Here is a 26,434-nt window from a genome sequence, read left to right on the forward strand (position 1 = left end):
GATATATTATATTATTAATAATATAATATAATATAATATATAATCTATTTATCATAATCTTGTAGGGACATGATTCATCATATTCCGCCATAACACTGGTTTTTGATTCATCATGTTCCGCATCCCCCCACAGCACAACGGAATGGTTGAAATTGCGATTTGCGACTTGCGACGGAAGCCTATCGATCACATTTCAACCGGATAAACAACAAAGATAATTTTTTATCTCCGAAGCACAGAAAATTATCTCACATAGATTGATAAGCCGCTGAAAATCAATTATAGTATCCAAAATGGATACGCTCTGCCGCTCGTAGGGCGCAGCCTTGTGGCCGTCCTAACCACACATGGGATGGGCTGGTCGTTCTCAAAACGGGAACGACCAGGAATGATTGATACCACCATCTTCCCAATTTGGGAAAGAGAACTGCTTTTCAATGGATTAACAACACACATCCGATATTTTTCAGTGAAAGGGCCGCCCCTTCAATCATCATCAATATTTCATCAATCCATTGCCACCACGATACCCATCCATTGATGCCAAGGCATCGCGTCAATTATCATCAATATTCCCATCCCGGAATCGTCTCCATTAATGATCATTAATGGAGACATCAAAACTGCCACAATTGATGTCAATTGACGCGATGGCTTGCCATCCATGGATGAGTAATCTTTTTGAGGCGCTGATGATATTGATGAAATATTGATGATGATTGATGGAGGCATTACGCCATTTCAAAAAGTTTACCAACCTGAAAAGCGGAAGAACAAAGCGAATCTCTGTTGATACTCATTTTAGGTATCAACATTCATTATCAACACTTTACGCCTCCTCAGTTGAATCCCAAATTGGGACTCAACATTGAATATCAATAAATTACGCTACCCTGACCGTTCCCGTTTTGGGAACGGTCATTGATTATCAATGGGTTACGTCCTATTTATAGATTCCTTTGTAGGTATCGTCCTATTGCGGCCACCTACAAGAGGATCTTTCCCCATTAGGACGGCCACCTACTCTCGGCTGTTTTTCAAATCCCTCCGAGAGTGCCGATTTGGCACTTACGTTTGATTATCAAGTCTCTACCATCAAATAACCGGATCACCCCCATCAAACCCCATTTCATGGATCATCTCACGAATAATTTTAGTTTCAACAGAAGAAAAATCTTCCTTGTCATAAACCATGATCAGGTAAATCTCGCCTTCTTCTTCGTTAACCAAAACATTATAAGTAATGATTCTAGCGCCACCAGAACTACCCTTTCCCTTTGATTTAACCCGCATCCTTATTTTCCGAATACCAGGATAAAGTTCGGCGCCCTGAAGAGGATTTTCCTCCAAGGATTTAATAAAATCACTGAAATCTTGTTTAAAACTGGGATATTTCTTATTCAAACGTTTGGCAGCCCTTTTAAAGTCAGAAGTAACAACAACCTTATAACTCATTGATCAAATCCTCTGCCGATTGAAGTTGCACATTCCCTTTACGAGCATCAATAACCTCCTGCAAAGCATGATGGAGTTGAGACTTAAATTCTGCCTTGTTAGCAAGATGGTCGTCTTCCGTTACAGGACTAATCTTAAAACTCCCGGCCCTGGAACGCAGTATCACGTCAACACCGGCTTTTGCCATATTCAGATATTTTGTCTGATTGGTTCTGAAATCTCTTGTACTTACAATCATCATAGTCGTTTTCTATTTGTTTCGCTGCAAAGATAAGCATTATTTTTCATTTTCGCAACCAAAATGGTAACCAATTTTTACCATAGGGACATGATTCATCATGATCCACCCCCATTTGCCCCATCAATCATCATCAATCCTTTCATCAATCCATTGCCGCCACGATACCCATCCATTGATGCCAAGGCATCACATCAATTATCATCAATATTCCCATCCCGGAATCGTCTCCATGAATGATCATTAATGAAACATGAATGGAGACGAAACTTACGGCGGCACGTAGTGGGTACGGCCTTCCCGACTGACCTTACACCCCAGGTACTCAAAACAGGTACCTGGGAGAATCCTCGGCGTTCCCATTTCGGGAACGCCGAGAGAAATGCCGACATTACCAGCGTGTATGAAATGGACACGATGGCTGATTAACAATGGGAATACGGGGTTGCAAGGCTATTTTCTGACAAATCAGTAGTATTGCTAACCTTGTATAATCCGTTTCGCTTTTGTCTTTGTAAAGATCCGGTCATATATAAACAAGGCAATCGTCAATATGATTGCACCCTCTATATAAAGCAGGGGCTTGTCTGTTCTCTTTGACACATCACCTACAAAAACATTAAACATTACTGAAAGAGTGATATAATGCGTAACATAATAGATCATCGAATTCTTACCAACATAGGTTAGCAACGGAATTTTCTTGTTGATAAATCGCTTGAATATGTTGTTGAACACGATGATACCAGCAATGCTATATACAACGGCAAGAGGATATGCCGGAAACATCCCGTGAACATCATCTGCCCTAACATCAATCCCACTCTTATAAAAGAAATGAATGATGTATAATGCAGCAGCTATCACGAAAGCATATTTGTTGAACTGAAGATCTTTAAGCAAAAGGCCTAAGCTATAAAAGACCAAGCCATAGAAAATGTTTCCCCAATAATACGGAATGTATAACAATAGATGTTTGCCCCCTATCATGATAACATAGGGTGCCGGCTGGATAACGTAATACAACTTGTTTACTGCGTATGCTAAGAGTAATGATACTGTAAAGATCACTATCGTATTAACCTTCATTTTCTTCAAGGCTGCAAAGGCTATCCTTACTATAAACAAAGATAGCAGGAACCAGTTTGCCAAGCTCCACGATGGTGACTCATCGTACAAAGTTTCATACAATGGTCTTGTTATAAGTCCAAAAGTCGACAATGAAGGGTCTCCTATTCTAAATAGAATTTCGCAGATAGCACCAATAATAGTGAATACAATGTAGGGAACGAGTAAGCGCTTTGCACTACTTCTAAGCACTTCTCTGAAAGGCTTTTCTTTGTAGAACATCCCGCTTTTGAAAAAGAACCAACTCATAAAAAAGCCCAAGACCAAACCCGGAATGATAAAAATCGGCCATTGTCTTGCCGTATCCAACCCCGCTGCAAAACTTGGCAAATGACAAGTATAAATCATGTGGATGATGAGGATACCACAAATCGTATCCAAATAGACGGCTCTCTCTTTCTTCACCATTACTCCAACACTAGTTAATATTCAAACCTGCAGCCGCTCCAACAGGGACTATTAACTCTGTGGTATAACATCATACGAAAAAGCGTGGGCGACTGACATTAGCTCATTCCCACGCTTCGAGGCCTTCGCATTGCCCATCACGGTAAGAATGAGTAACGCAGAAGCCCACGCAAGATATGTAGATATCGTCGGTGCATACCCTATCCGGGCATACATCGGTTCTATGCATACACACTAGTGGGCATCTACCGTCACTCTATTCTTGACCGTGATTGAAATTTGCGAAGTTTCGAAGCGTCAAGAACAAAGCGTTAGTAAACGCCTTATCATATATGTATCTCCATTACAGAGGAAGTACCGAAGCAAATCCTCATGAGGAGACGATGAAAAATTACGAAAATTATGGCGAATTTGAAAATTTGTATATCATTTTTTATAAGAGGATATATAAAAACCTGATAATGTAACTCTATATATCCGACCGTTGCTCGGCGGACGGCCACAAGGGCCGCACCCTACGGAGGGATGGCGGCGGCCACAAGGACCCTCACACTGCAAGAGACCAGAATATTTCTTCGGGAGGCCCGTAATGGGCTTCTCGATTGATTATTAATGGTTTACCGCAATTACAACATAAAATTAATCTCCATTAATGAACCATTAATGACCATTAATGGAGACGAGAAACAGAAACGAAGACATGAAGCGGATGAACACATCAGACGGATGGGGAATATTGATGAATATTGATGTGATGCCTTGGCATCCATAGATGAATATCTTTTCTGCGCTGATGATATTGATGAAATATTGATGATGATTGATGGAGCCCAAACCTGAATTATTCACAGATCCAATTGCAGGTGGCCGCCATGTTGCGGCCACGCAAGGAAGATGGGGTATAATTACATTTGTTCCGAATAATGCGGGTGCGTGGCCGCAACATGGCGGCCACCTACAATTCCAACAGTGGATCCAAATCAAGCCTCCACCGCCCAATCCTCTATCGTCCGTGTTTCCTTGTTGATCTTCACCCCGACCTTCACCACCCGACGGCCATCGGTCCGGTAAGGATCGGCATAGCCACGGGCGTTGATCTGCGAGAGAGCCATCTCGGCACTACCGACAACCTTTAATTCAAAGACATAAATGGCATCAGACATGAAAACAACCACATCCGCTCGACCTTGAGCGACCTTCACCTGCGTGCGGACATAGACGTTAAGCATAGAGAAGATGAGATAAAATGTATACTCGTAGAACCCCTCTGCCGTGGCCGCCTCTTGCAGCTTCTTTTTGAAGCCCTCCACATAGGGCAGTCCAGCCAGGTAAGCCTGCATGTGACGCAATGCCAAATCAATATCACCCTCTTTTAAAGCCCGCCAAAACCTCAGGGCGAACCCTGCCTGTACATCCCCACTGTTCAAACCCGTGAATGCCGGCAGCAGTCCCTCCGTATAGCCGATACGAACTTCCTGGTTAGGGATGGAGAGGGTATAGAGCTCACCCTCGGGGTCATAATCCTTGATCGTCAAATAACCCGTTTGATATAGTAGCGGAAGGGCATCATGCATATTCTCCGTCGGCTGGTCAAAAGACGAAGCGGGGACTTCCAAACGGTCCAGAGCCGTAATATCGGTATGGAAATGCTGAAGTTGACGGATAAGAAACGTCGGTGTGCCACTCTCAAACCAGTAGTTGGCGACCTTCCGGCGAAGAAAAGCTTTCAGCAGACTGAAAGGGTTATACACCTCGGGGGAGTTCTCCGAGAAATGATAGCCATCATAACGCGTTTTCAAACGCCGATGCATCTCATCCGGAGTAATGCCATACACACCGGCAAGCGACTCAACATCCTGCTTCAACGTGGAAGCCAACTCCTCCTCCGTGATGCCACAGATCGCTGAGAAGCGCGGATCGAGGGTGACATTCGTCAGATTGTTGAGCGTAGAGAAGATACTCAGTTGGGAGAACTTGGTGATACCCGTAATGAAACAGAACTTGATCAGCGGCTCATTGAATTTCAACGGCAGATAGAACTCCTGCATGACGGCACGCATTCCGTCCAGCGCCTCCGGTTTGTGGAGGACATCGAGGAGCGGGGCATCATACTCATCGATAATGACGACGACCTGTTTCCCTGTCCGCTTATAAAGCCGGTTGATCATGCCGTTAAGGATTTCTCCCGGAGTCTCCTGCAACTCCTCGGGCTCGTAACCGTCCATATTGGTCAACAGCCATAGTAATCCCCTTTGGAGATCGTCAGCATCCGTCTTCCCCTTGACGATGCTGAGATCGAGATGAATCACGGGATACTGTGCCCAAGTTGTCTCAAGGTCCATCATCTTTAATCCCTGAAAAAGATCCTTCTCCCCTCTCCAATAAGCATCAAGGGTAGAGGTGAGCAATGACTTGCCAAAACGACGGGGACGGCTCAGAAAGACAAATGTAGTGAAATGGGCCAGTTGCCAGACAAGGTCTGTCTTGTCCACATAAACATATCCCTCCCGGATGATCCGCGAAAAAGTCTGTATGCCAACGGGATATCTCCTTACTTGCTGTTCCATAGTCGTTTATTCAATAATTCGTGTTGCAAATATACGGTTTTATTTTGGAATATACAAAAAAAACAGAGCAACAGATCATCTGGATCATCTGTTACTCTGTCTTTTGTTATATTGGCGGAACATGATGAATCATGTCCCTACATATTACTGTTCTTTCTCCGCGTAGTCGATGACGTTCTTCTTGTTTGCCTGCATGCGGTCGTACTCCTCACGGCTGCCGACGATGATCTTCTGCCACTGGCGCAGACCGGTACCGGCGGGGATGAGGTGACCACAAATCACGTTCTCCTTCATACCCTCGAGGTAGTCCGTCTTACCACGGATGGCAGCCTCGTTGAGGACCTTCGTGGTCTCCTGGAAGGAGGCGGCACTCATGAAGCTCTTCGTACCGAGGGCGGCACGCGTGATACCCTGCAGGATCTGCGTAGACGTTGCGGGGATGGCATCGCGGACAACGACGGGCTTGAGGTCATGGCGCTTCAGGCTCGAGTTCTCGTCACGGAGCTTGCGCAGCGTGATGATCTGACCCTTCTTGAAGTTCTCGGAGTCACCGGCATCGGTGACGACCTTCTTTCCCCAGATACGGTCGTTCTCAGCGGCGAAGTCGAGCTTGTCGACGAGCTCCTGCTCCAGGAACGTCGTGTCACCCGGATCGTCGATGCGGACCTTGCGCATCATCTGACGGACGATGATCTCGAAGTGCTTGTCGTTGATCTTCACACCCTGCAGACGGTACACATCCTGAACCTCATTGACGATATATTCCTGTACGGCCGTGGGACCCTTGATGGCCAGGATATCGCTCGGCGTGATGGAACCGTCAGACAGCGGCGTACCGGCACGCACGGCATCATGCTCCTGAACGAGGATCTGCTTCGACAGCGATACGAGATACTTCTTCTGGTCGCCGGTCTTCGAGGTGATGATGATCTCACGGTTACCACGCTTGACCTTACCCATGGTGACCTCACCATCGATCTCGGAGACGACAGCGGGGTTGGACGGGTTGCGGGCCTCGAAGAGCTCCGTGACACGCGGCAGACCACCGGTGATATCACCGGCACCACCGACGGCACGCGGGATCTTCACGAGTGTCGTACCCGTCGTGATCTTGTCGCCGTCCTCGACAGCCAGGTGACCACCCACCGGGAAGTTGTAGCTTCCGAGGATCTCACCATTGTCGCCGATGACATCGACGGTCGGCACCTTACTCTTATCCTTTGACTCCGTGATGATACGCTCCGTCATACCCGTCGTCTCATCGGTCTCACCATGGTAGGTGACACCCTCGATGACATCGTGGAACTGAAGCGTACCGGCATACTCACTGACGATGACGGCATTGAACGGGTCCCAACGGGCGATGCGGTCGCCCTTCTTCACCATGTCACCCTCCTTGAAATACAGGGAGGAGCCGTAAGGCAGCTGGATATTACTCAATACGATATCGGTATTCGGATCGACGAAACGGACCTCGGCCAGACGGCTGACGACCATCTGACACTTCACCGTATTGCCCTCCTCATCCTGTTCCTCGAAAGGAACGGTACGGAGCTCGTCGAACTGCAGCTTGGCGTCGTTCTTCGCCGTGATACCGGCATTGGCGGCAGCGTTACCGGCGACACCACCGGCGTGGAACGTACGGAGCGTCAGCTGTGTACCCGGCTCACCAATAGCCTGGGCGGCGATGACACCGACAGCCTCACCGATCTGGACCATACGGGCCGTGGCAAGGTTGCGGCCGTAGCACTTACGGCAGACGCCGTGCTTGCTCTCACAGGTCAGCACACTGCGGATCTCGACCATGTCGATCGGGCTATCCTCAATGGCCTGGGCCTTGGCCTCGTTGATCTCCTCACCGGCCTTAACGATGATCTCACCGGTACGCGGATCGATGACATCATGTACGGACACACGGCCGAGGATACGCTCATAAAGGGTGGCGATGACCTCATCACCATTCTTCAGTGCACGGCACTCAAGGCCACGGAGGGTACCACAGTCTTCCTCGGTGATGATGACGTCATGGCTGACATCGACGAGTCGACGCGTCAGGTATCCGGCATCGGCCGTCTTCATAGCCGTATCGGCAAGACCCTTACGGGCACCGTGGGAAGCGATGAAGTACTCCTGCACCGACATACCCTCCTTGAAGTTGGAGATAATCGGGTTCTCAATGATCTGCGCGCCCTCGGCACCAGCCTTCTGCGGCTTGGCCATCAGACCACGCATACCGGCGAGCTGGGCAATCTGGTCGGCAGAACCACGGGCACCGGAGTCAAGCATCATGAAGACGGCGTTGAAGCCCTGGTCGGCCTCCGTCATGTGCTTCATGACGGCCTTCTTCAGATTGGCGTTGACATGCGTCCAGGCATCGATAACCTGGTTGTAACGCTCCTTGTCGGTGATCAAACCGTTATCATAGTTTGCCGTGATGTCGTCGACGTCATCCTGGCCCTTCTGGACGATCTCTTTCTTCTCGTCAGGAACGATGATATCATCAAGGTTGAAGGACAGACCGGCCACATACGACATGTGGTAACCCAAGTTCTTGATACCGTCGAGGAAGGAGCAGGCACGCGCCATACCAACGGCCTTGATCACGTCGGCGATGATGCCACGCAGCGTCTTCTTCGAGATGATATCGTTGAAGTAACCGACCTCATCCGGAATGATCTGGTTGACGATGACACGACCGACAGAGGTCTCCACAAGGTGGTGGATATACTGACCCTTCTCATCGAGGTCCTTCACGACGACCTTCACCATGGCGTGGAGATCGCAGCGGCCCTCGTTGTGGGCGATGATGGCCTCTTCAGGACCGTAGAAGGTCAGGCCCTCACCCTTGGCACCGGGACGATATTTCGTGATATAGTAAAGACCGAGCACCATATCCTGTGACGGCACGGTGATAGGAGCGCCGTTGGCCGGGTTGAGGATGTTGTGGCTCTCGAGCATGAGGATCTGCGCCTCGAGGACGGCCTCATTGCTCAGCGGGAGGTGGACAGCCATCTGGTCACCATCGAAGTCGGCGTTGAAGGCCGTACATGCCAACGGGTGCAGCTGGATAGCCTTTCCCTCGATCATCTTCGGCTGGAAAGCCTGGATACCGAGACGGTGGAGCGTCGGGGCACGGTTCAGCAGTACGGGATGACCCTTCATGACATTCTCCAGGATATCCCAGATGACGGGCTCACGACGGTCGACGATACGCTTGGCACTCTTCACCGTCTTCACGATGCCGCGCTCGATGAGCTTGCGGATGATGAACGGCTTATAGAGCTCGGCAGCCATGAGCTTCGGCAGACCGCACTCACCCATCTTCAGCTCAGGACCGACGACGATGACGGAACGAGCGGAATAGTCGACACGCTTACCGAGGAGGTTCTGACGGAAGCGGCCCTGCTTACCCTTCAGGGAGTCGGAGAGGGACTTCAGCGGACGGTTGCTCTCGCTCTTCACGGCAGACGACTTACGGCTGTTGTCGAAGAGGGAGTCGACAGCCTCCTGGAGCATACGCTTCTCGTTGCGGAGGATAACCTCAGGAGCCTTGATCTCTACGAGGCGCTTCAGACGGTTGTTACGAATGATGACGCGGCGGTAGAGGTCATTGAGGTCGGACGTGGCGAAACGGCCACCATCCAACGGCACGAGGGGACGGAGCTCAGGCGGGATGACGGGAATGATCTTCATGATCATCCACTCCGGACGGTTCACGCCCTTGGAGCTGCGGAAGGCCTCGACGACCTGCAGACGCTTCAGCGCCTCTGTCTTGCGCTGCTGGCTGGAGTCGTTGTTGGCGCGGTCGCGGAGCTCGTAGGAGAGCTTGTCAAGGCCGCTCTGGCCGTGCTCGTCGACGACGGAGAGCTCGCAGAGGAGGTCGTAGATACCCTCAGCACCCATCTTGGCGATGAACTTGTTGGGATCGCTGTCGTCCAGACGGTCGTTGTTCTCGTCGAGCTTGTTGTCAATGATGTCGATATACTCTTCCTCACTCAACAGGTCGAGCTTATGGGAGCCGTTGAGCTCCATACCGTCGGCATCCTTGCGGCCCTCGAGGGCACCCGGCTTGACGACGATATATTTCTCATAATAGATCACCTGGTCGAGCTTCTTCGTCGGCAGACCGAGAAGATAACCGATCTTGTTCGGCAGAGAACGGAAATACCAGATATGAGCCACGGGGACGACGAGCTCGATATGTCCGGCACGCTCACGACGTACCTTCTTCTCCGTCACCTCCACACCACAACGGTCGCAGACGATACCCTTGTAACGGATGCGCTTGTACTTTCCGCAGGCGCACTCATAGTCCTTCGTAGGACCGAAGATACGCTCGCAGAAGAGACCGTCACGCTCCGGCTTGTAGGTACGGTAGTTGATGGTTTCCGGCTTTGTCACCTCACCATACGAATTTTCCAGGATCTCCTCTGGAGAAGCGAGACCGATGGTAATCTTCGTAAAATTGTTCTTTACCTTTGTATCTTTCTTAAAAGCCATGTTGTATCTTGTACTTTAGGAGTGTTTATTATTATTCCAGTTTAATGCTCAGACCAAGACCGCGGAGCTCATGGAGCAGCACGTTCAGCGACTCGGGGATACCCGGCGTAGGCATCGGATCACCCTTGACGATGGCCTCGTAAGCCTTAGAACGGCCCGTGACATCATCACTCTTGATCGTCAGCACCTCCTGAAGGACATGGGCGGCACCAAAGCCCTCAAGGGCCCAGACCTCCATCTCTCCGAAACGCTGGCCACCGAACTGGGCCTTACCACCGAGCGGCTGCTGCGTGATGAGGGAGTACGGGCCGATGGAACGGGCGTGCATCTTGTCCTCCACCATGTGGCCGAGCTTGAGGAAGTAGGTCATACCGATCGTAGCCGGCTGGTCGAACTTCTCACCCGTCTCACCATCATAGATATAGGTGGAGCAGAGGCGCGGCAGACCGGCCTTGTCGGTCCACTCGGAGAGGTCGTCGAGCTTGGCACCATCGAAGATCGGCGTAGCGAACTTAACGCCGAGCTTGCTGCCGGCGAGACCGAGGATGGCCTCGAAGATCTGTCCGAGGTTCATACGGGAAGGCACACCCATCGGGTTCAGCACGAGGTCTACGGGACGACCGTCCTCGAGGAACGGCATATCCTCCATACGGACAACCTTGGAGACGATACCCTTGTTACCATGGCGACCGGCGAGCTTATCACCCACCTGGATCTTACGCTTCTTGGCGATGTAGACCTTGGCCATCTGCAGAATGCCACTCGGCAGCTCATCACCGATGGTGATGGCGAACTTGCGGCGCTTCAGCTGGGCATCGAGCTGCTTGTACTTGCGGATATAGTTCATGATGAGCTTCTGGATGAGCTTGTTGGCATGCTCATCGTCCGTCCACGCGTTGCTCTGAATGCTCTCGTAGTCGAGGTTCTTCAGGGCGGCGACGGTGAACTTGGAGCCCTTAGTGATGATCTCAGCACCACTGTAGTCCTTCACGCCCTGGCAAGTCTTGCCCTCGGTGAGCGTGAGGAGCTTGTCGACGAGGATATCCTTCAGGTCGTTGTCCTTAGCCTCATACTCCTCATCGATCTTCTGCAGCGTGATCTTATCCTGCTTCTTCGACTCACGGGTCTTGACGGCACGGGCGAAGAGCTTCTTGTCGATGACGACACCACTCAAGCTCGGGTTGGCCTTCAGGGAAGAGTCCTTCACGTCACCGGCCTTGTCACCGAAGATGGCGCGCAGCAACTTCTCCTCAGGTGAGGGATCGCTCTCGCCCTTAGGACTGATCTTACCGATCATGATGTCACCGGGCTCCACACGGGCACCGACACGGATGATGCCGTTGTCGTCGAGATCCTTCGTAGCCTCCTCGGAGACATTGGGGATATCAGCGGTGAACTCCTCTACGCCACGCTTCGTCTCACGGACATCGAGGGAGTACTCATCGACATGTACGGAGGTGAGGATATCCTCACGGACCATACGCTCGGAGATCACGACGGCATCCTCATAGTTGTAACCCTTCCAAGGAATGTAAGCGACGAGGAGGTTACGGCCCAGGGCGAGCTCACCATTCTCCGTGGCATAGCCCTCGGTGAGGATATCGCCCTTCTTCACGCGCTGACCCTTATTGCAGATCGGGCGCAGGTCGATAGTCATATTCTGGTTCGTACGGCGGAACTTCGGAATGCGGTATTCCTTCAGTGCCGGCTCGAAGGAGACAAACTCCTCCTCTTCCGTACGGTCATAAAGAATTCGAATGGTCGTGGCGTCGACATACTCGATGACACCGGGACCTTCGGCGGTGATCATCGTTCGGGAGTCCTCACAGACCTGCTTCTCAAGGCCTGTGCCGACGATCGGCGCGTCATTATGAAGCAGAGGTACGGCCTGGCGCATCATGTTACAACCCATCAGGGCACGGTGACCATCATCATGCTCCAAGAAAGGAATGAGACAGGCACTGACAGAGGCAATCTGCTGCGGAGAGACATCCATGTAGTCCACCTGATCCGGTGTGACAACAGGGAAGTCGGCATCCTCACGGCAGTGGACGGTATCCTTGATGAAGTCGCCATCCTCGGTCAGCGGGGCATTACCCTGGGCGATGAGCTTGTCCTCCTCTGCCTCGGCGGTGAGGTAGACGACATCGTCGTTGTTCATATCGACCTTACCATCCTTCACGACACGGTAAGGAGTCTCGATGAATCCGAGCTCGTTGATGGTGGCGAAGACGCACAGTGAGGAGATCAGACCGATGTTAGGACCTTCAGGCGACTCAATAGGACAGAGACGGCCGTAATGGGTATAGTGGACATCACGGACCTCGAAACCGGCACGCTCACGACTCAGACCGCCAGGACCGAGGGCGGAGAGACGACGCTTGTGGGTGACCTCGGCCAGCGGGTTCGTCTGATCCATAAACTGACTCAACGGGTTAGTACCGAAGAAGGAGTTGATGACCGAGGAGATCGTCTTGGCGTTGATCAGGTCCGTCGGCGTGAAGACCTCATTGTCGCGGACATTCATACGCTCACGGATGGTACGGCTCATACGGGCCAGACCGATGGAGAACTGGTTGGCCAGCTGCTCACCGACGGTACGTACACGACGGTTGCTCAGGTGGTCGATATCATCCACCGTGGCATTGCTGTTGATGAGCTGGATGAGATACTTGATGATGGCGATGATATCCTCCTTCGTCAGCACACGCGTATCCATGTCGATGTCGAGACCGAGCTTCTTGTTGATACGGTAACGGCCGACTTCTCCGAGGTCATAACGCTTGTCGGAGAAGAAGAGGTTCTGGAACACCTCATGAGCACTGGCATCATCAGCAGGGTCTGCGTTGCGCAGCTGACGGTAAATATAGTTGACAGCCTCTTTCTCACTGTTGCTCGGGTCCTTGGCCAACGTGTTGAAGATGATGGCATACTTGTTGGCAGCCTCCTCATCCTTGTGGAGCAGGATCGTCTGAGCGCCGGAGTCGAGGATGTCCTCGATGTTTTCCTCCGTCAGCTCCGTCTCACGCTCCATGATGACCTCGTTACGCTCGATGGATACAACCTCACCGGTATCCTCATCGACGAAGTCCTCATTCCAGCTCTTCAGGACACGGGCAGCGAGCTTGCGGCCGATGGCGTCGTGGAGGTTCTTCTTGTTGACCTTCACCTCCTCAGCGAGGTCGAAGATCTGAAGGATGTCCTTATCTGTCTCGTAACCGATGGCACGAAGCATCGTAGTGACGGGTAACTTCTTCTTACGGTCGATGTAGGCGTACATGACATTATTGATGTCAGTAGCGAACTCTATCCAACTACCCTTGAAGGGGATGATACGAGCTGAATAGAGTACGGTACCATTGGCATGAACACCCTGACCGAAGAACACGCCCGGAGAACGGTGCAACTGGGCTACGACGACACGCTCGGCGCCATTGATGACAAAAGTACCATTGGCCGTCATGTAAGGAATCGTACCCAGGAAGACATCCTGAATGAACGTGCCGAAGTCCTCATGATCGGGATCGGTGCAATAGAGCTTCATCTTCGCCTTCAAAGGCACCGAATAGGTCAGGCCACGCTCCAAGCACTCATCGATGGAGTAACGGGGCGGATCGATATAGTAGTCGAGGAATTCCAGCACGAAGTTGTTACGGGTGTCCGTGATCGGGAAGTTCTCCGAAAACACCTTGTACAGACCATCGTTCTTGCGCTCCTCGGGAGGGGTATCCAACTGCAGGAAATCCTTGAATGACTTCAACTGAACGTCAAGGAAATCCGGATAGGGATACGGATTGTGCACGCTGGCGAAGTTGATTCTGTTGTTGATAACTTTTGTCATTGAATAATGATGAATAAAAAGACACAAAAAGGTTAGGACTTACCGACTGGGTAAATCCTAACCAAATATTTTTGAGTTTTAGCAGGGGGATGGACTCATGAGCCTCACCCCCTTGGCTGTGCGGAAGATGGTAATCTCAGGATTACTTCAGCTCAACCTTAGCACCCTCAGCCTCGATAGCCTTCTTCAGGTTCTCAGCCTCGTCCTTGGCAACACCCTCCTTCAGCGTAGAAGGAGCAGCGTCTACGAGATCCTTAGCCTCTTTCAGACCAAGACCACAAGCCTCCTTGACAGCCTTGACGACCTTCAGCTTGCTTGCGCCAACCTCAGCGAGGACAACATCGAAAGATGTCTTCTCCTCTGCGGCTGCTGCACCACCAGCTGCGGGACCTGCTGCAACTGCAACAGCGGCTGCTGCGGGCTCAATACCATACTCGTCCTTCAGGACCTGTGCCAACTCATTTACTTCCTTTACAGTAAGATTTACTAACTCTTCTGCAATAGCTTTAACGTCTGCCATTTTTATTCTTAATTTAATTTGTTTATACTTTTGTATGAATGCTTAATTGTTTGATTACTCAGCACGCTCACCCAGGGTCTTAAGCACACCATGGATGGTCTGACCACCAGACTGGAGGGCAGATACAACGTTCTGTGCGGGAGACTGCAGCAGGGCAACGATCTCGGCGATAACCTCGTTCTTGCTCTTCAATGCTGCCAGCTCGTCCAACTTGTCAGCGCCTACGTAGAAACTCTCTTCTGCATAAGCAGCCTTCAGAGCGGGGATGCCTTCCTTCTTGTACTCCTTCAGCATCTTTGCCGGGACATTTGCCGTAGAAGTGAACATCACGGCGGTAGTACCCTTCAGAGACTCATAAACAGGAGTGAAGTCAACATCAGAAGCCTCAAAAGCCTTGTGAAGAAGCGTGTTCTTCACAACGACCATCTTGATCTCATTCTTGAAGCACTTACGACGAAGGTCGGAAGTCTTCTCTGCATCCAGACCCGTCACATCGACGAGATAGAAATGAGGATACTCAGACAGCTTCTTGCCAAGATCGGCGATAATAGTATCTTTTACTTCTTTCTTCATTGTACTTTACTTTTAGAGTGATTCAACTGATTTAGGATCAATCTTGATACCCTTACTCATAGTGCTAGAAAGGAAGATACTCTTGATATACGTACCCTTAGCAGCAGCGGGCTTCAGCTTGATGACCGTGGAGATAAACTCCTTCGCATTACCATAGATCTGATCGGCAGTCATAGAGATCTTGCCGATAGAGGTGTGGATAATGCCGGCCTTGTCAACCTTGAAGTCAATCTTACCCTGCTTGACTTCCTTGACTGCTTTTGCTACATCCATAGTGACAGTACCACTCTTTGGGTTAGGCATCAAACCACGGGGACCGAGAACACGACCCAGAGGACCTACTTTACCCATGCAAGAGGGCATGGTGATGATGACGTCAACATCCGTCCAACCACCCTTGATCTTGTCGATATATTCATCGAGACCAACATAATCAGCGCCAGCGGCCTTCGCAGCCTCTTCCTGATCGGGTGTGCAGAGAGCGAGGACACGTGTTACCTTACCGGTACCATTAGGCAGTGACACAACGCCACGGACCATCTGGTTTGCCTTACGAGGATCCACGCCTAAGCGTACATCAATATCCAGAGATGCGTCGAACTTCGTCGTGGTAATCTCCTTAACGAGCTCAGATGCCTCCTTCAATGTGTATGCCTTCCCTGCTTCAACCTTATCAGCTACTGATTTTTGATTTTTTGTCAGTTTACTCATTTTTCTAATTGAAGTTAAAATTATTTTTCAGGGAAGTCCCCTTTGACGGTAATACCCATACTACGTGCAGTACCAGCGATCAGACGCATCGCAGACTCAACAGTGAAGCAGTTCAGATCCTTCAGCTTATCTTCTGCGATAACCTTGATCTGATCCCACGTGACAGAAGCAACCTTCTGACGGTTGGGCTGACCGGAACCACTCTTAACCTTGGCGGCCTCCTTCAGCTGTACGGCTGCAGGCGGAGTCTTGATGACGAAATCAAAGGACTTATCAGTGTAGTAAGTGATAACGACCGGTAATACCTTACCTGCCTTATCCTGGGTACGGGCATTGAATGCTTTGCAGAATCCCATGATATTGATACCCTTGGAACCCAAAGCAGGACCAACGGGTGGTGAAGGATTCGCAGCGCCTCCCTTAATCTGTAACTTGATTAATCCAGCAACTTCTTTTGCCATTGTTTGTGAATAATTGAATTGTTGTGAATATAAGTCGTAAGAGTGGAAGCCTCTACAACCATATTGCGGATAAACTTACCGTAACATATAAGAATTATCCTTCTTTTTCTACTTGATTATAATTGAGCTCCAGCGGGGTCTTGCGGCCAAAGATCTTGACCATCACCTTCAACTTGTGCTTCTCTTCATTGACGTCCTCGATGACACCGGTAAATCCGCTGAACGGACCATCCGTAACTTTCACCGTTTCATCAACAACATAAGGAATCTCAACGGTCTCATCAATCTCAGATTCCGTAGCCTGTCCGAGCATACGATTAATCTCGCTCTGCGGAACGGGTGTAGGATCAACAAGACCTCCTAAGAATCCCAGCACATTAGGCATGAAGCGTAACTTCGAAGCAATATCGCCGTTACCGAGGTTAGCCTCTACAAAGACATATCCGGGAAGAGCAACCTTCTCCTTGATCACTCGTTTATTGCCATGCATCACGGCATGCTTCTCCATAGGAATGAGAATCTGGGAGACATGACGCGAAAGGAGCTCATTGTGCTTCATCTCAGCTTCAATGTACTCCTTTACTTTCATCTCCTTGCCGCTGACGGCCTTCATCACGTACCATTTGTAATTATTTGTCTCAGCCATTTTCTTCACCTTTAACCGGGATAAATAACACCCATGATCCAACTAAACAAAGAGTCCATTGCGAACACAATCAATGCGATGACAAGAGACGCAGAAAGGACAACCATAGCACTGTGCGTCAGTTCTCCTGCCGACGGCCATGTCGTCTTATGCGCAAGCTCATCATAACATGCCTTGCAATAATTGATTGCCTTGTGGATAAATTGATTCATTACTTCTTTAATTAGCACGGGTTGGAAGGCTCGAACTCCCGACACCTGGTTTTGGAGACCAGTGCTCTACCAACTGAGCTAAACCCGTAAATAAGTCTCCGCATCCGCAGACGCGGAGACTTTTATTATATCGGATAGAATATTACTTCTTCTCCTGCTGCCAACCCTCGGGGAGGTCCTCAAGGATCTCAGTGATCTGGCCAGAACCAACGGTACGGCCACCTTCACGGATAGCGAAACGCAGACCGACGTTCAGAGCGACGCGGTAGATCAGGTTAACCTCGATCTCTACGTTATCACCAGGCATTACCATCTCAACACCCTCGGGGAGTTTGATCTCACCCGTGCAGTCCATCGTACGGAGATAGAACTGAGGACGATACTTGTTACCGAACGGAGTGTGACGGCCACCCTCTTCCTTCTTCAAAACGTAGATGGAAGCCTTGAAGTGATCGTGAGGAGTGATAGCACCCGGATGGACAACTACCATACCACGCTTAACTTCGTCCTTATCGATACCACGGAGGAGCAGACCGACGTTATCACCAGCCTCACCCTCAGCCAGGGTCTTACGGAACATCTCAACACCAGTGATGGTAGACTTCTTGTCCTCACCAAGACCGAGGAGCTGAACCTCATCACCGACCTTGCACTTACCAGTCTCGATACGACCAGTAGCAACAGTACCACGACCAGTGATAGAGAAGACATCCTCTACAGGCATCAAGAACGGCTTATCAACCTCACGGACAGGCTCCTGGATCCACTCATCGACAGTGTCCATGAGCTTCTTAACAGAGTCAACCCACTTCTCAACGCCATTCAGGGCACCGAGAGCAGAACCGCGGATGATAGGAGTATCCTCCTCATAGCCGTACTGCTCGAGGATCTCACGAACCTCCATCTCAACGAGTTCGAGCATCTCCTCATCGTCGACCATATCGCACTTGTTCAGGAATACGACCAGACGGGGAACGTTGACCTGACGAGCCAGAAGGACGTGCTCACGTGTCTGAGGCATAGGACCATCAGTAGCAGCAACTACCAGGATGGCACCATCCATCTGAGCAGCACCAGTTACCATGTTCTTCACATAATCGGCGTGTCCCGGGCAGTCGACGTGAGCGTAGTGACGCTTAGCGGTCTCATACTCGATATGAGCGGAGTTAATGGTAATACCACGCTCTTTCTCCTCAGGAGCATTATCAATCTGATCGAAAGACTTGACATCTTCCTTACCGAAGCCCTCATCGTGGAGCACCTTGGAGATGGCAGCTGTCAGAGTAGTCTTACCGTGGTCTACGTGACCGATTGTACCAATATTTACGTGCGGTTTGGTACGTACGAATTCTTCCTTAGCCATAGCTTTGTTTTTTTATTTATATAAATGAATAATCTAACGTTTTGTTTAAGTCTTGTTTTCCTATCCTGTCCGAACCATGAATGTCCTGACCGAGAATGGAGCTGTAACTGAGAGTTGAACTCAGGACCTCTTCCTTACCAAGGAAGTGCTCTACCACTGAGCTATTACAGCATAAGAACTTTTGAGCGGAAAACGGGGCTCAAACCCGCGACCCCCAGCTTGGAAGGCTAGTGCTCTATCAACTGAGCTATTTCCGCAGGACTTCTTATTGAAGTGGTGGGTGGTGATGGATTCGAACCACCGAAGCTAGAAGCAGCAGATTTACAGTCTGCCCCATTTGGCCACTCTGGAAACCACCCATATAATTAGGAGTTATCAGTTAGGAGATAGAAGTTGATGGACGAGATGGAGAACTCCTCACTCCTATCTCTCAACTCCATGCTCAGACGAGCCTCTTGTCGGATTCGAACCAACGACCCCGAGATTACAAATCACGTGCTCTGGCCAACTGAGCTAAAGAGGCGTATCCTCACAGCCCTTTACAGACCATCGTTTCGAGGACTTGTCGTAAAACGGCTGCAAAGATACGACTATTTTTTGAAACGCCAAAACTTTTAGGCGTTTTTTTTATCTGTTACGCAATTTTTCTTTGTATTTGGTCAGCTGTACCCGCATCGTGTCCACACTCAGATCTGTGGCCTCCTCAAAGGAGTTGCACACTTTCTCTGCGTGGAGCACCTGACCCGGAACACTCACGTTCAGGTCCACCTCCTTATTCTGGACGGTGGCAGGCTTGACGACCTTCAGTTGCACCTCTACTTTCTGAATATCTTCGTAAGTTTTCTCCAACTTGGCGACTTTCTTCTCGATGAACGCCTGTAACTGCTCGGTAGCGTCGAAATGAATCGACTTGATCATAATTTCCATAATGACCTCCTGTTTTAGTTTAAAGGTTATGCCCTTGGATGGGCTTCAATGTATTCACGTTTCAGCTGCTCAAAGGTTGTATGCGTGTAGATCTCCGTCGTTGACAGGGATACATGCCCCAACAGCTGCTTTACACTTTCCAGGTCCGCATTGTGATTCAGCATCGCTGTGGCAAACGTATGTCGCAATACATGCGGCGAGCGCTTCTTCAGCGTGCATACCTTCGAGAGATTTTTCTTTACCCAGATATAGACTTCCGGACTGGATACCGGGCGTCCTTTTGAAGTAAGAAAGAAACTGTCCGAGCTGTGCTCTTCCAGTTTGTCTCTCTCCGTCACATAGCGGGAAAGCTGAGCCTCCAGTTCTTCTCCCATCGGAATGATACGTTCCTTGTCGCGCTTGCCGTGGATCTTCAACGCATGATGATTGAAGTCCACCCGCTCCAAGGTCAGCGAGAGCAACTCACTGCGGCGGATCCCCGTCTCGTAGAACGTCATGATGATCGTACGCTCCAACAGATCCTGATAACTGTCTCCCCACATCTTTGGATTGAGAAGACGGTCCATCTCGTTCTCTTTTAAGAACTGTGGTAGCGGACGCTGTTTCTTTGGGCCTTTCACGGCATAGGAGGGATCATGCTCCACCAAGCCATGTGATAACGCGTAACGATAGAAGGACCGCACGGCACTCATTCGTTGGTTGACCGACGAGGCTTTCATGCCGCCATCCATCAGACTCTCCATCCAGTCGCGGATGATATCGCTGTCTACCGTTTCCCAGGTAAGCCCGGCATCGAGATTCCGGAAATACTTCTCAAAGGCGTGAAGGGCATCTCCATAGGACGTGATCGTTCTCGGACTGCGGTTCCGCTCATACTGAAGATACTTCAGAAAATCGTCTGTCTGCATCATGCGTACCGAAAGGTTTTAAACTGTACTACTTGTTTTCGGGTACGAAAATACGGAAATTATTTGGAACTACCAAATTTTTAACGAGTTTTTTTACTCTTCCTCAGCGCGCAGCTTCTGTACATAGACAGCATGCTCCATCTTGAGACGCTTCTTGACAGACGGCTTGTCGAACTGCTGACGAGCGCGAAGCTCCTTCACGACACCAGTCTTCTCGAATTTTCTCTTGAACTTCTTGAGAGCTCTCTCGATGTTCTCACCATCTTTTACAGGTACAATAATCATTGCTTTTTGTTTTTTATTTTTTAATTGTTAAACATTCCTCGGAGTCTTCCTTTTTGTGGGTTTATCACGATCAGTGAGACCGCTCACGTATGGGCACACTCCGATTTGGGTTGCAAAATTACGACTTATTTGTCAAACTACCAACTTTTTACGCCGTTTTTTATCTTTTTTGAGCAAATTTCCCCGTCTCCACTCGTAGGGGCGGCCCTTGTGGCCGTCCTAGCGGCAGGCCGCCGCTCATCACGGCTTGCCGTCATGTGCTTGCGCTTTGCAAGCGCAAGGAAGCACCAGACGCCGTTCAGATCTCCCTCGTCGCAGTCTTCAGCCACTGCAGATCTTCTCCCTCCACGTATGGCGCCAGCACCTCAAGGACCAGTCGATGATAAGCGTTGAGCCACATCCGCTCCTCCTCCGTGAGCAAAGTGAGGATAACAGGCTCTGTATCGATGGGACAGAGCGTCAGCGGTTCCATCTTCAGGAAACTGCCGAAGGCCGTCGTCTTATCGGGGACGATGAGCAACGTGTTCTCTATACGCACGCCGAACTGTCCGTCGACATAGATACCGGGCTCGTCAGTGACGGTCATACCGGCATGGAGCGGAGCGGGCATATATTCCATACGGATCTGATGAGGACCTTCATGAACATTAAGATAACTGCCGACACCATGGCCCGTTCCATGGAGGAAGTTCAGTCCCACACGCCACAGCGGCTCACGGGCAAGGGCATCAATCTGCGTACCACAGGCTCCGTCGGGGAAGACGGCAAGTTCGAGTTGGATATGTGCCTTTAATACATAGGTATAGACACGGCGCTCCTCATCGGTCAATGGTCCAAGGGGTATCGTTCTCGTGATATCCGTTGTTCCGTCAAGATACTGCGCGCCACTGTCAAGGAGCAGAAAGCCTTTCGGTTTCAGAGCAACATCACTCTCCTCCGTCGGCTCATAATGGACAATCGCGCCATGGGCAGCATAGCCGGCAATGGTATCGAAAGAGATATCCTGATACAGATCCTGACGGGCACGAAGACTATCAAGTTTCCGACTCACGGACAGCTCGGTCTGATCTCCTTTGGCGACAGCGGGACGGAGCCAACGGAGGAATTGTACCATGGCAACACCATCACGGAGCATGGCCTGATGATAGCCTTCTATCTCCGTGGCATTTTTCACGGCCTTCATTGCCGGGACGGGAGACGGCAACAGTTCTACTTCTGCCCTGCCCTTCCTCGTGGCAGCAACGAGATAGCTGTTGGTCTCATCCGGATCCATAAGAATATTATAATGAAAGTAATCTTTCCGAAGATAATCACCTACCGCATCATAATCTCGTACCGTGATCTGCTGCTCCTTCAGATATCGACTCACTTCCTCCGTGATCTTGTCCTTATATATAAATAAGGTGGTAGAATCAGGTTCAACGATGAGATAAGCGATGAAGACAGGATTGCAATGGACATCATGCCCACGGAGATTCAACGTCCATGCGATATCATCGAGAGCCGACATCAGCATACCGTCACAATGTTGCTCACGAAGGGCCTGGCGGATACGCCGGAGCTTATCAGCCGTGCTTTCACCAGCATATCGCAATGGATGAATGGATACTGGTTCACGGGGTACGGCAGGACGATCCGTCCAGATCTGTTCCAAAGGATCGAGGTTCAACCGAAGGGTCAGACCGCCATGGGCGCGCAGGTCTTTCGTCAGTCCTTCCACAAGACGCTCCGAAGCACAACGGCCGTCGATAGCAACCTCCGTGCCCGCATTCTCCTCTTGAGCCATCCGGCCAAGCCACTCCGCAATCGTCGGCGTGCCGACAACCTTCAGCTTCATCAACTCATATTCCGTATCCTTCAACTCCTCAGCGGCAGCGAGGAAATAGCGGGAGTCTGTCCACACGGCGGCATGGTGAAGGGTCACGACAGCCGTACCGGCACTGCCATCGAAACCACTGATCCACTCACGGCCCTTCCAACGGTCGGCGACATACTCACTCCGATGCGGGTCCGTACTCGGGAAGATAAAGGCAAAGAGACCTTCACGACGCATCACCTCACGTAACTTTTCAAGTCTTTCTTGTATCTCTTTCATCTGCTATTCGCTTTATTTTCGAAACGAAAGTAATCAATAAAAATGAAACAAGCAAATCGGACCTCAGCTTTTGTCATCTGTATCTATCAAACAACGGGATTTTTCAGAAAAAATAACATTACATTGAACATTATTAAGATGAAAAGCAAAAACTTTTTGCTAACTTTGCGGTGCGTTTGAAAAGGAAGTTATTCACAATTTTAAAATATACGTAGTTATGAAATGGTTAACAAATGACAAGCTCCTTATCGTCGGTGCCGGCGGTATGATTGGTTCCAACATGGTACAGACAGCCCTTACGCTCGGTCTGACTCCGAACATCTGCCTCTATGATATCTATGAGCCGGGTGTACACGGTGTCTTCGACGAGATGGAGCAGTGCGCTTTCCCTGGCGCTAACCTCTCTTACTATGCTCCTGCCGTGGAGGATATGAACAACCCCGAGAAGGTGGCAGAAGCTGCCAAGAAGGCCTTCACCGGCGCTAAGTACATCATCTCTTCTGGTGGTGCTCCCCGTAAGGCTGGCATGACCCGTGAGGACCTCCTCAAGGGTAACTGCAAGATCGCTGCTGACTTCGGTGAGAACATCAAGAAGTACTGCCCCGATGTTGAGCACGTCGTTGTCATCTTCAACCCTGCTGATGTCACCGCTCTGACAACACTGATTCACTCCGGTCTGAAGCCCAACCAGCTGACCTCTCTCGCTGCCCTCGACTCTACTCGTCTGCAGCAGGCCCTGGCTCACGAGTTCGGCGTTCAGCAGGACAAGGTCACCGGCGCTCACACCTATGGTGGCCACGGCGAGCAGATGGCTGTCTTCGCTTCTCAGGTAAAGATCGACGGCAAGCCGCTGTCTGAGATGGGTCTGAGCAAGGACCGCTGGGAAGAGATCAAGCAGATCACCACACAGGGTGGTAGCCGTATCATCAAACTCCGTGGCCGTAGCTCTTTCCAGAGCCCGGCTTACAACGCTGTGAAGATGATCGAGGCTGCTATGGGTGGCGAGCCCTTCACACTCCCCGCTGGCTGCTATGCCAACCTGCCTGAGCTCGGCATCAAGAATGTCATGATGGCTCTGCCTACAACGATCGACAAGACGGGTGTTCACTACACTACGCCGACAGGTACTGAAGAGGAGATGGCTGACCTGCAGAAGTCTTACAAGCACCTCTGCGACATGCGTCAGGAAGTCATCGACCTCGGCATCGTTCCCCCGGTAGACAAGTGGGGTGAGGACAACAAGAACCTGTAATGAGATTCCTGCCCCGTAAGGGGTTGTCTGAATAACACTTATCCCCTCTGTTTGCGAGGCTGTCATCAATATGACAAGTATTGCGACAGAGGGGTTTTCTATTTCTCTCAATTCGGGTAAATCAATCCGCAACTCGGGTTTGTCCCTTTGGCATAATGTTTGTACCTTTGCAGCCGTAATTTTACATATTTGACAATGGAAACTATTCAAGGAAAAACTTATGGCGGTGAGCGCCCTCTCTTCGGCGCCCACGATCTCAAACTGAGAAATATCACGATCACCGATGGTGAGTCGGGTATTAAATGTTGTCACGACCTCGAATGCGAGGACTCTAAATTCTACGGCAAATATCCATGGTGGCATGTTGACCGCAGTCGAATCTCCAACTGTTATTTTGCGCCGGAGTCACGCTCTGCCATCTGGTACAGCAATGACATGGTAATGAAGGACTCTGTCATCGACGGACCGAAATTCTTCCGCGAGATGAAGAACCTCGCTCTGGAGAATGTCAAGATCAATGACGCCGATGAGACATTCTGGCGTGTCGACGGACTGAAGATTAAGAATGTAGAGCTCCATCAGGGCACATACCCTTTCATGTTCAGTAAGAACATCTATGTCGACGGACTGAAGAGCGATGCCAAGTACGTCTTCCAGTACTGCCAGAATGTCGAGGTGCACCACGCGAAGATCACCACGAAGGACAGTTTCTGGGAGTGTGACAATGTCGTTGTCTACGACTCGGAGCTCAACGGTGAGTACCTCGCCTGGCACAGCAAGAACATCAAGTTCGTACGCTGCCATATCTCCGGTGAGCAGCCATTATGTTATATGGATCATGTCACCCTCGTAGACTGCACGTTTGACGAGGCCTGTGACCGCGCCTTTGAGGACTGCTCGAACATCGACGCGCAGATCAAGGGCTCCATCACGAATATCAAGAACCCCATCAGCGGCCGTATCGTCGCCGACCATATCGGCAGCGTCACCTACACCGAGTTCGCCAAAGGTCACGACTGCAAGATAGAAGAAGTAAAAAAGTAAAGAAGTAAAAATGAAATATAACTTCGATAAGATCATCAACCGCCGGGGCACCAACTCCTACAAATGGGATTTGGCAAAAGACGACGATGTCATCCCCCTCTGGGTCGCCGACATGGACTTTGAGGTATGTCCCGCCATCACCGAGGCCCTCCGCGCCCGCATCGACCACCCCGTCTTCGGATATACCCTCGTGCCCGACAGCTACTACGAGTCGGTCATCGCGTGGTTTAAACGGCGCCATGACTGGAAGGTCCAGCGCGACTGGATTCTCTATACCTCCGGTGTCGTCCCCGCCGTGAGTTGCGCCATCAAGGCCCTCACCCTCCCCGGCGAGAAAGTTCTGTTGCAGACTCCTGCCTACAACTGTTTCTTCTCCAGTATCCGCAACCAAGGCTGTGAGGTCGTAGAGAACGAGCTGAAACGTGATGGTGACACCTATAAGATTGACTTTGAGGACTTCGAGCGGAAGGCAGCTGATGACAAGGTCACCGTCTTTCTGCTCTGTAACCCTCACAACCCTTGCGGCCGCGTTTGGACACAGGAAGAACTGACATGGATGTTCAATATCTGCCGCAAGCACCACGTGAGGGTGATCAGTGATGAGATTCACGGCGAGATCATCATGCCCGGCAACCATTTCACACCCTTCGCCACCATCAGCAAGGAAGCGCAGGACGAGGCCATTATTCTCAACTCCCCGTCGAAGGCCTTCAACATCGCCGGACTGCAGATTGCCAACATCATCTGCAAGGACCGGGATATTCGTCGCCGCATCGACCGCGTCATCAATATCTATGAAGTCTGCGATGTCAACCCCTTCGGCGTCATTGCCCTACAGGCCGCCTACAATAATGGTGACGAGTGGCTCGACCAGCTCAACGAGTATATCTGGGAGAACTACCAGTATCTGAAGAAATTCATCTATGAGGAACTGCCACAGATAGAAGTCGTACGCCTCGAAGGCACCTATCTCGCCTGGCTCGACATCATGGGCTATGAGCTCACGAGTGACGAGGCCTACGAGAAACTCCTCCACGACGGAAAGGTATTCCTCAGCAGTGGCACCCTCTACGGCCGCAAGAGTGGCGAGGGCTATCTGCGCATCAATCTCGCCTGTCCGCGCGAGACGCTGAAGAAAGGCCTCATCCGCATGGGCCGTATCCTCAGCCAATATTCTCAGGATCAGGAAGACCTCGGCTGCCCCATGTAGGGACTTGATTCATCATGTTCCGCCACAATGGGCATGCCGTCATGTGCTTGCGCTTTGCAAGCGCAAGTTCCCCCAGTATGAACGCAAAAA

At 50.5% G+C, this 26,434-nt stretch carries 20 protein-coding genes and 5 tRNA genes; 3 read left to right on the forward strand and 22 right to left on the reverse strand.

The window, feature by feature from the left end:
* Window positions 1–1,095: 1,095 nt before the first annotated feature.
* The 22 genes from G604_RS0104640 to G604_RS0104755 all read right to left on the reverse strand — a co-directional run bounded on the left by G604_RS0104640 (window position 1,096) and on the right by G604_RS0104755 (window position 22,838).
* The gene (locus G604_RS0104640) at window positions 1,096–1,455 is read right to left on the reverse strand and encodes a type II toxin-antitoxin system RelE family toxin (protein ID WP_028909539.1); all 360 of its coding nucleotides are present in this window, start codon (window positions 1,453–1,455) and stop codon (window positions 1,096–1,098) included.
* Window positions 1,445–1,696 (reverse strand): hypothetical protein, encoded by a 252-nt coding sequence (locus G604_RS0104645; protein ID WP_028909540.1) that lies wholly within the window; start codon window positions 1,694–1,696, stop codon window positions 1,445–1,447. Before G604_RS0104645 ends, G604_RS0104640 begins: the two co-directional genes overlap by 11 nt.
* Window positions 1,697–2,173: 477 nt before the next feature.
* Entirely contained in the window at window positions 2,174–3,229 is a 1,056-nt protein-coding gene (locus G604_RS0104655; RefSeq protein ID WP_028909541.1) for an acyltransferase family protein, read from the reverse strand.
* A 980-nt stretch (window positions 3,230–4,209) separates the two neighbouring features.
* Entirely contained in the window at window positions 4,210–5,796 is a 1,587-nt protein-coding gene (locus G604_RS0104670; protein WP_028909543.1) for an ATP-binding protein, read from the reverse strand.
* A gap of 144 nt (window positions 5,797–5,940) precedes the next feature.
* Window positions 5,941–10,296: a DNA-directed RNA polymerase subunit beta' gene (gene rpoC, locus G604_RS0104675; protein ID WP_028909544.1), complete on the reverse strand. Its 4,356-nt coding sequence runs from the start codon at window positions 10,294–10,296 to the stop codon at window positions 5,941–5,943.
* Window positions 10,297–10,327: 31 nt separating this feature from the next.
* Entirely contained in the window at window positions 10,328–14,137 is a 3,810-nt protein-coding gene (rpoB, locus tag G604_RS0104680; RefSeq protein ID WP_028909545.1) for a DNA-directed RNA polymerase subunit beta, read from the reverse strand.
* A gap of 142 nt (window positions 14,138–14,279) precedes the next feature.
* A complete protein-coding gene (rplL, locus tag G604_RS0104685; RefSeq protein WP_028909546.1) occupies window positions 14,280–14,657 on the reverse strand; it encodes a 50S ribosomal protein L7/L12 in 378 nt (125 codons plus the stop codon).
* 54 nt (window positions 14,658–14,711) lie between these two features.
* Entirely contained in the window at window positions 14,712–15,230 is a 519-nt protein-coding gene (gene rplJ / locus G604_RS0104690) for a 50S ribosomal protein L10 (protein ID WP_028909547.1), read from the reverse strand.
* A gap of 12 nt (window positions 15,231–15,242) precedes the next feature.
* Window positions 15,243–15,941, reverse strand: a complete 699-nt coding sequence (rplA, locus tag G604_RS0104695) for a 50S ribosomal protein L1 (protein WP_028909548.1) — start codon at window positions 15,939–15,941, stop codon at window positions 15,243–15,245.
* A gap of 20 nt (window positions 15,942–15,961) precedes the next feature.
* Window positions 15,962–16,402 (reverse strand): 50S ribosomal protein L11, encoded by a 441-nt coding sequence (gene rplK / locus G604_RS0104700; RefSeq protein WP_028909549.1) that lies wholly within the window; start codon window positions 16,400–16,402, stop codon window positions 15,962–15,964.
* A 94-nt stretch (window positions 16,403–16,496) separates the two neighbouring features.
* Window positions 16,497–17,048 (reverse strand): transcription termination/antitermination protein NusG, encoded by a 552-nt coding sequence (gene nusG, locus G604_RS0104705; protein ID WP_028909550.1) that lies wholly within the window; start codon window positions 17,046–17,048, stop codon window positions 16,497–16,499.
* Between the two features lie 11 nt (window positions 17,049–17,059).
* Window positions 17,060–17,260 (reverse strand): preprotein translocase subunit SecE, encoded by a 201-nt coding sequence (gene secE, locus G604_RS13560; RefSeq protein ID WP_036904594.1) that lies wholly within the window; start codon window positions 17,258–17,260, stop codon window positions 17,060–17,062.
* A gap of 15 nt (window positions 17,261–17,275) precedes the next feature.
* A tRNA-Trp gene (locus G604_RS0104710) sits at window positions 17,276–17,348 on the reverse strand.
* Window positions 17,349–17,402: 54 nt separating this feature from the next.
* Window positions 17,403–18,623, reverse strand: coding sequence for an elongation factor Tu (gene tuf, locus G604_RS0104715; protein ID WP_028909551.1), 1,221 nt, complete (start codon window positions 18,621–18,623; stop codon window positions 17,403–17,405).
* Window positions 18,624–18,719: 96 nt separating this feature from the next.
* Window positions 18,720–18,794: transfer RNA gene (locus G604_RS0104720), tRNA-Thr, on the reverse strand.
* 13 nt (window positions 18,795–18,807) lie between these two features.
* Window positions 18,808–18,880, reverse strand: a tRNA-Gly gene (locus tag G604_RS0104725).
* 17 nt (window positions 18,881–18,897) lie between these two features.
* Window positions 18,898–18,982, reverse strand: a tRNA-Tyr gene (locus G604_RS0104730).
* Window positions 18,983–19,072: 90 nt separating this feature from the next.
* Window positions 19,073–19,146: transfer RNA gene (locus G604_RS0104735), tRNA-Thr, on the reverse strand.
* A gap of 104 nt (window positions 19,147–19,250) precedes the next feature.
* Window positions 19,251–19,550: a ribosome hibernation-promoting factor, HPF/YfiA family gene (hpf, locus tag G604_RS0104740; protein WP_028909552.1), complete on the reverse strand. Its 300-nt coding sequence runs from the start codon at window positions 19,548–19,550 to the stop codon at window positions 19,251–19,253.
* Window positions 19,551–19,576: 26 nt separating this feature from the next.
* On the reverse strand, window positions 19,577–20,458 hold the full coding sequence (locus G604_RS0104745; RefSeq protein ID WP_028909553.1) for a tyrosine-type recombinase/integrase: 882 nt from the start codon (window positions 20,456–20,458) through the stop codon (window positions 19,577–19,579).
* A gap of 93 nt (window positions 20,459–20,551) precedes the next feature.
* Window positions 20,552–20,743, reverse strand: coding sequence for a 30S ribosomal protein S21 (gene rpsU / locus G604_RS0104750; protein ID WP_028909554.1), 192 nt, complete (start codon window positions 20,741–20,743; stop codon window positions 20,552–20,554).
* Between the two features lie 298 nt (window positions 20,744–21,041).
* Window positions 21,042–22,838, reverse strand: coding sequence for an aminopeptidase P family protein (locus G604_RS0104755; RefSeq protein WP_028909555.1), 1,797 nt, complete (start codon window positions 22,836–22,838; stop codon window positions 21,042–21,044).
* A 217-nt stretch (window positions 22,839–23,055) separates the two neighbouring features.
* Between G604_RS0104755 and G604_RS0104760 the strand changes: the two genes are divergently transcribed.
* The 3 genes from G604_RS0104760 to G604_RS0104770 all read left to right on the forward strand — a co-directional run bounded on the left by G604_RS0104760 (window position 23,056) and on the right by G604_RS0104770 (window position 26,344).
* Window positions 23,056–24,090 carry a malate dehydrogenase gene (locus tag G604_RS0104760; protein ID WP_028909556.1) on the forward strand — a complete coding sequence of 345 codons (1,035 nt, stop codon included), beginning with the start codon at window positions 23,056–23,058 and terminating at the stop codon, window positions 24,088–24,090.
* Between the two features lie 195 nt (window positions 24,091–24,285).
* On the forward strand, window positions 24,286–25,134 hold the full coding sequence (locus G604_RS0104765; RefSeq protein ID WP_028909557.1) for a DUF3737 family protein: 849 nt from the start codon (window positions 24,286–24,288) through the stop codon (window positions 25,132–25,134).
* A 10-nt stretch (window positions 25,135–25,144) separates the two neighbouring features.
* A complete protein-coding gene (locus G604_RS0104770; protein WP_028909558.1) occupies window positions 25,145–26,344 on the forward strand; it encodes a MalY/PatB family protein in 1,200 nt (399 codons plus the stop codon).
* Window positions 26,345–26,434 lie beyond the last annotated feature (90 nt).

The sequence above is a fragment of the Prevotella sp. AGR2160 genome (genome assembly GCF_000424185.1).
Lineage (GTDB): Bacteria > Bacteroidota > Bacteroidia > Bacteroidales > Bacteroidaceae > Prevotella.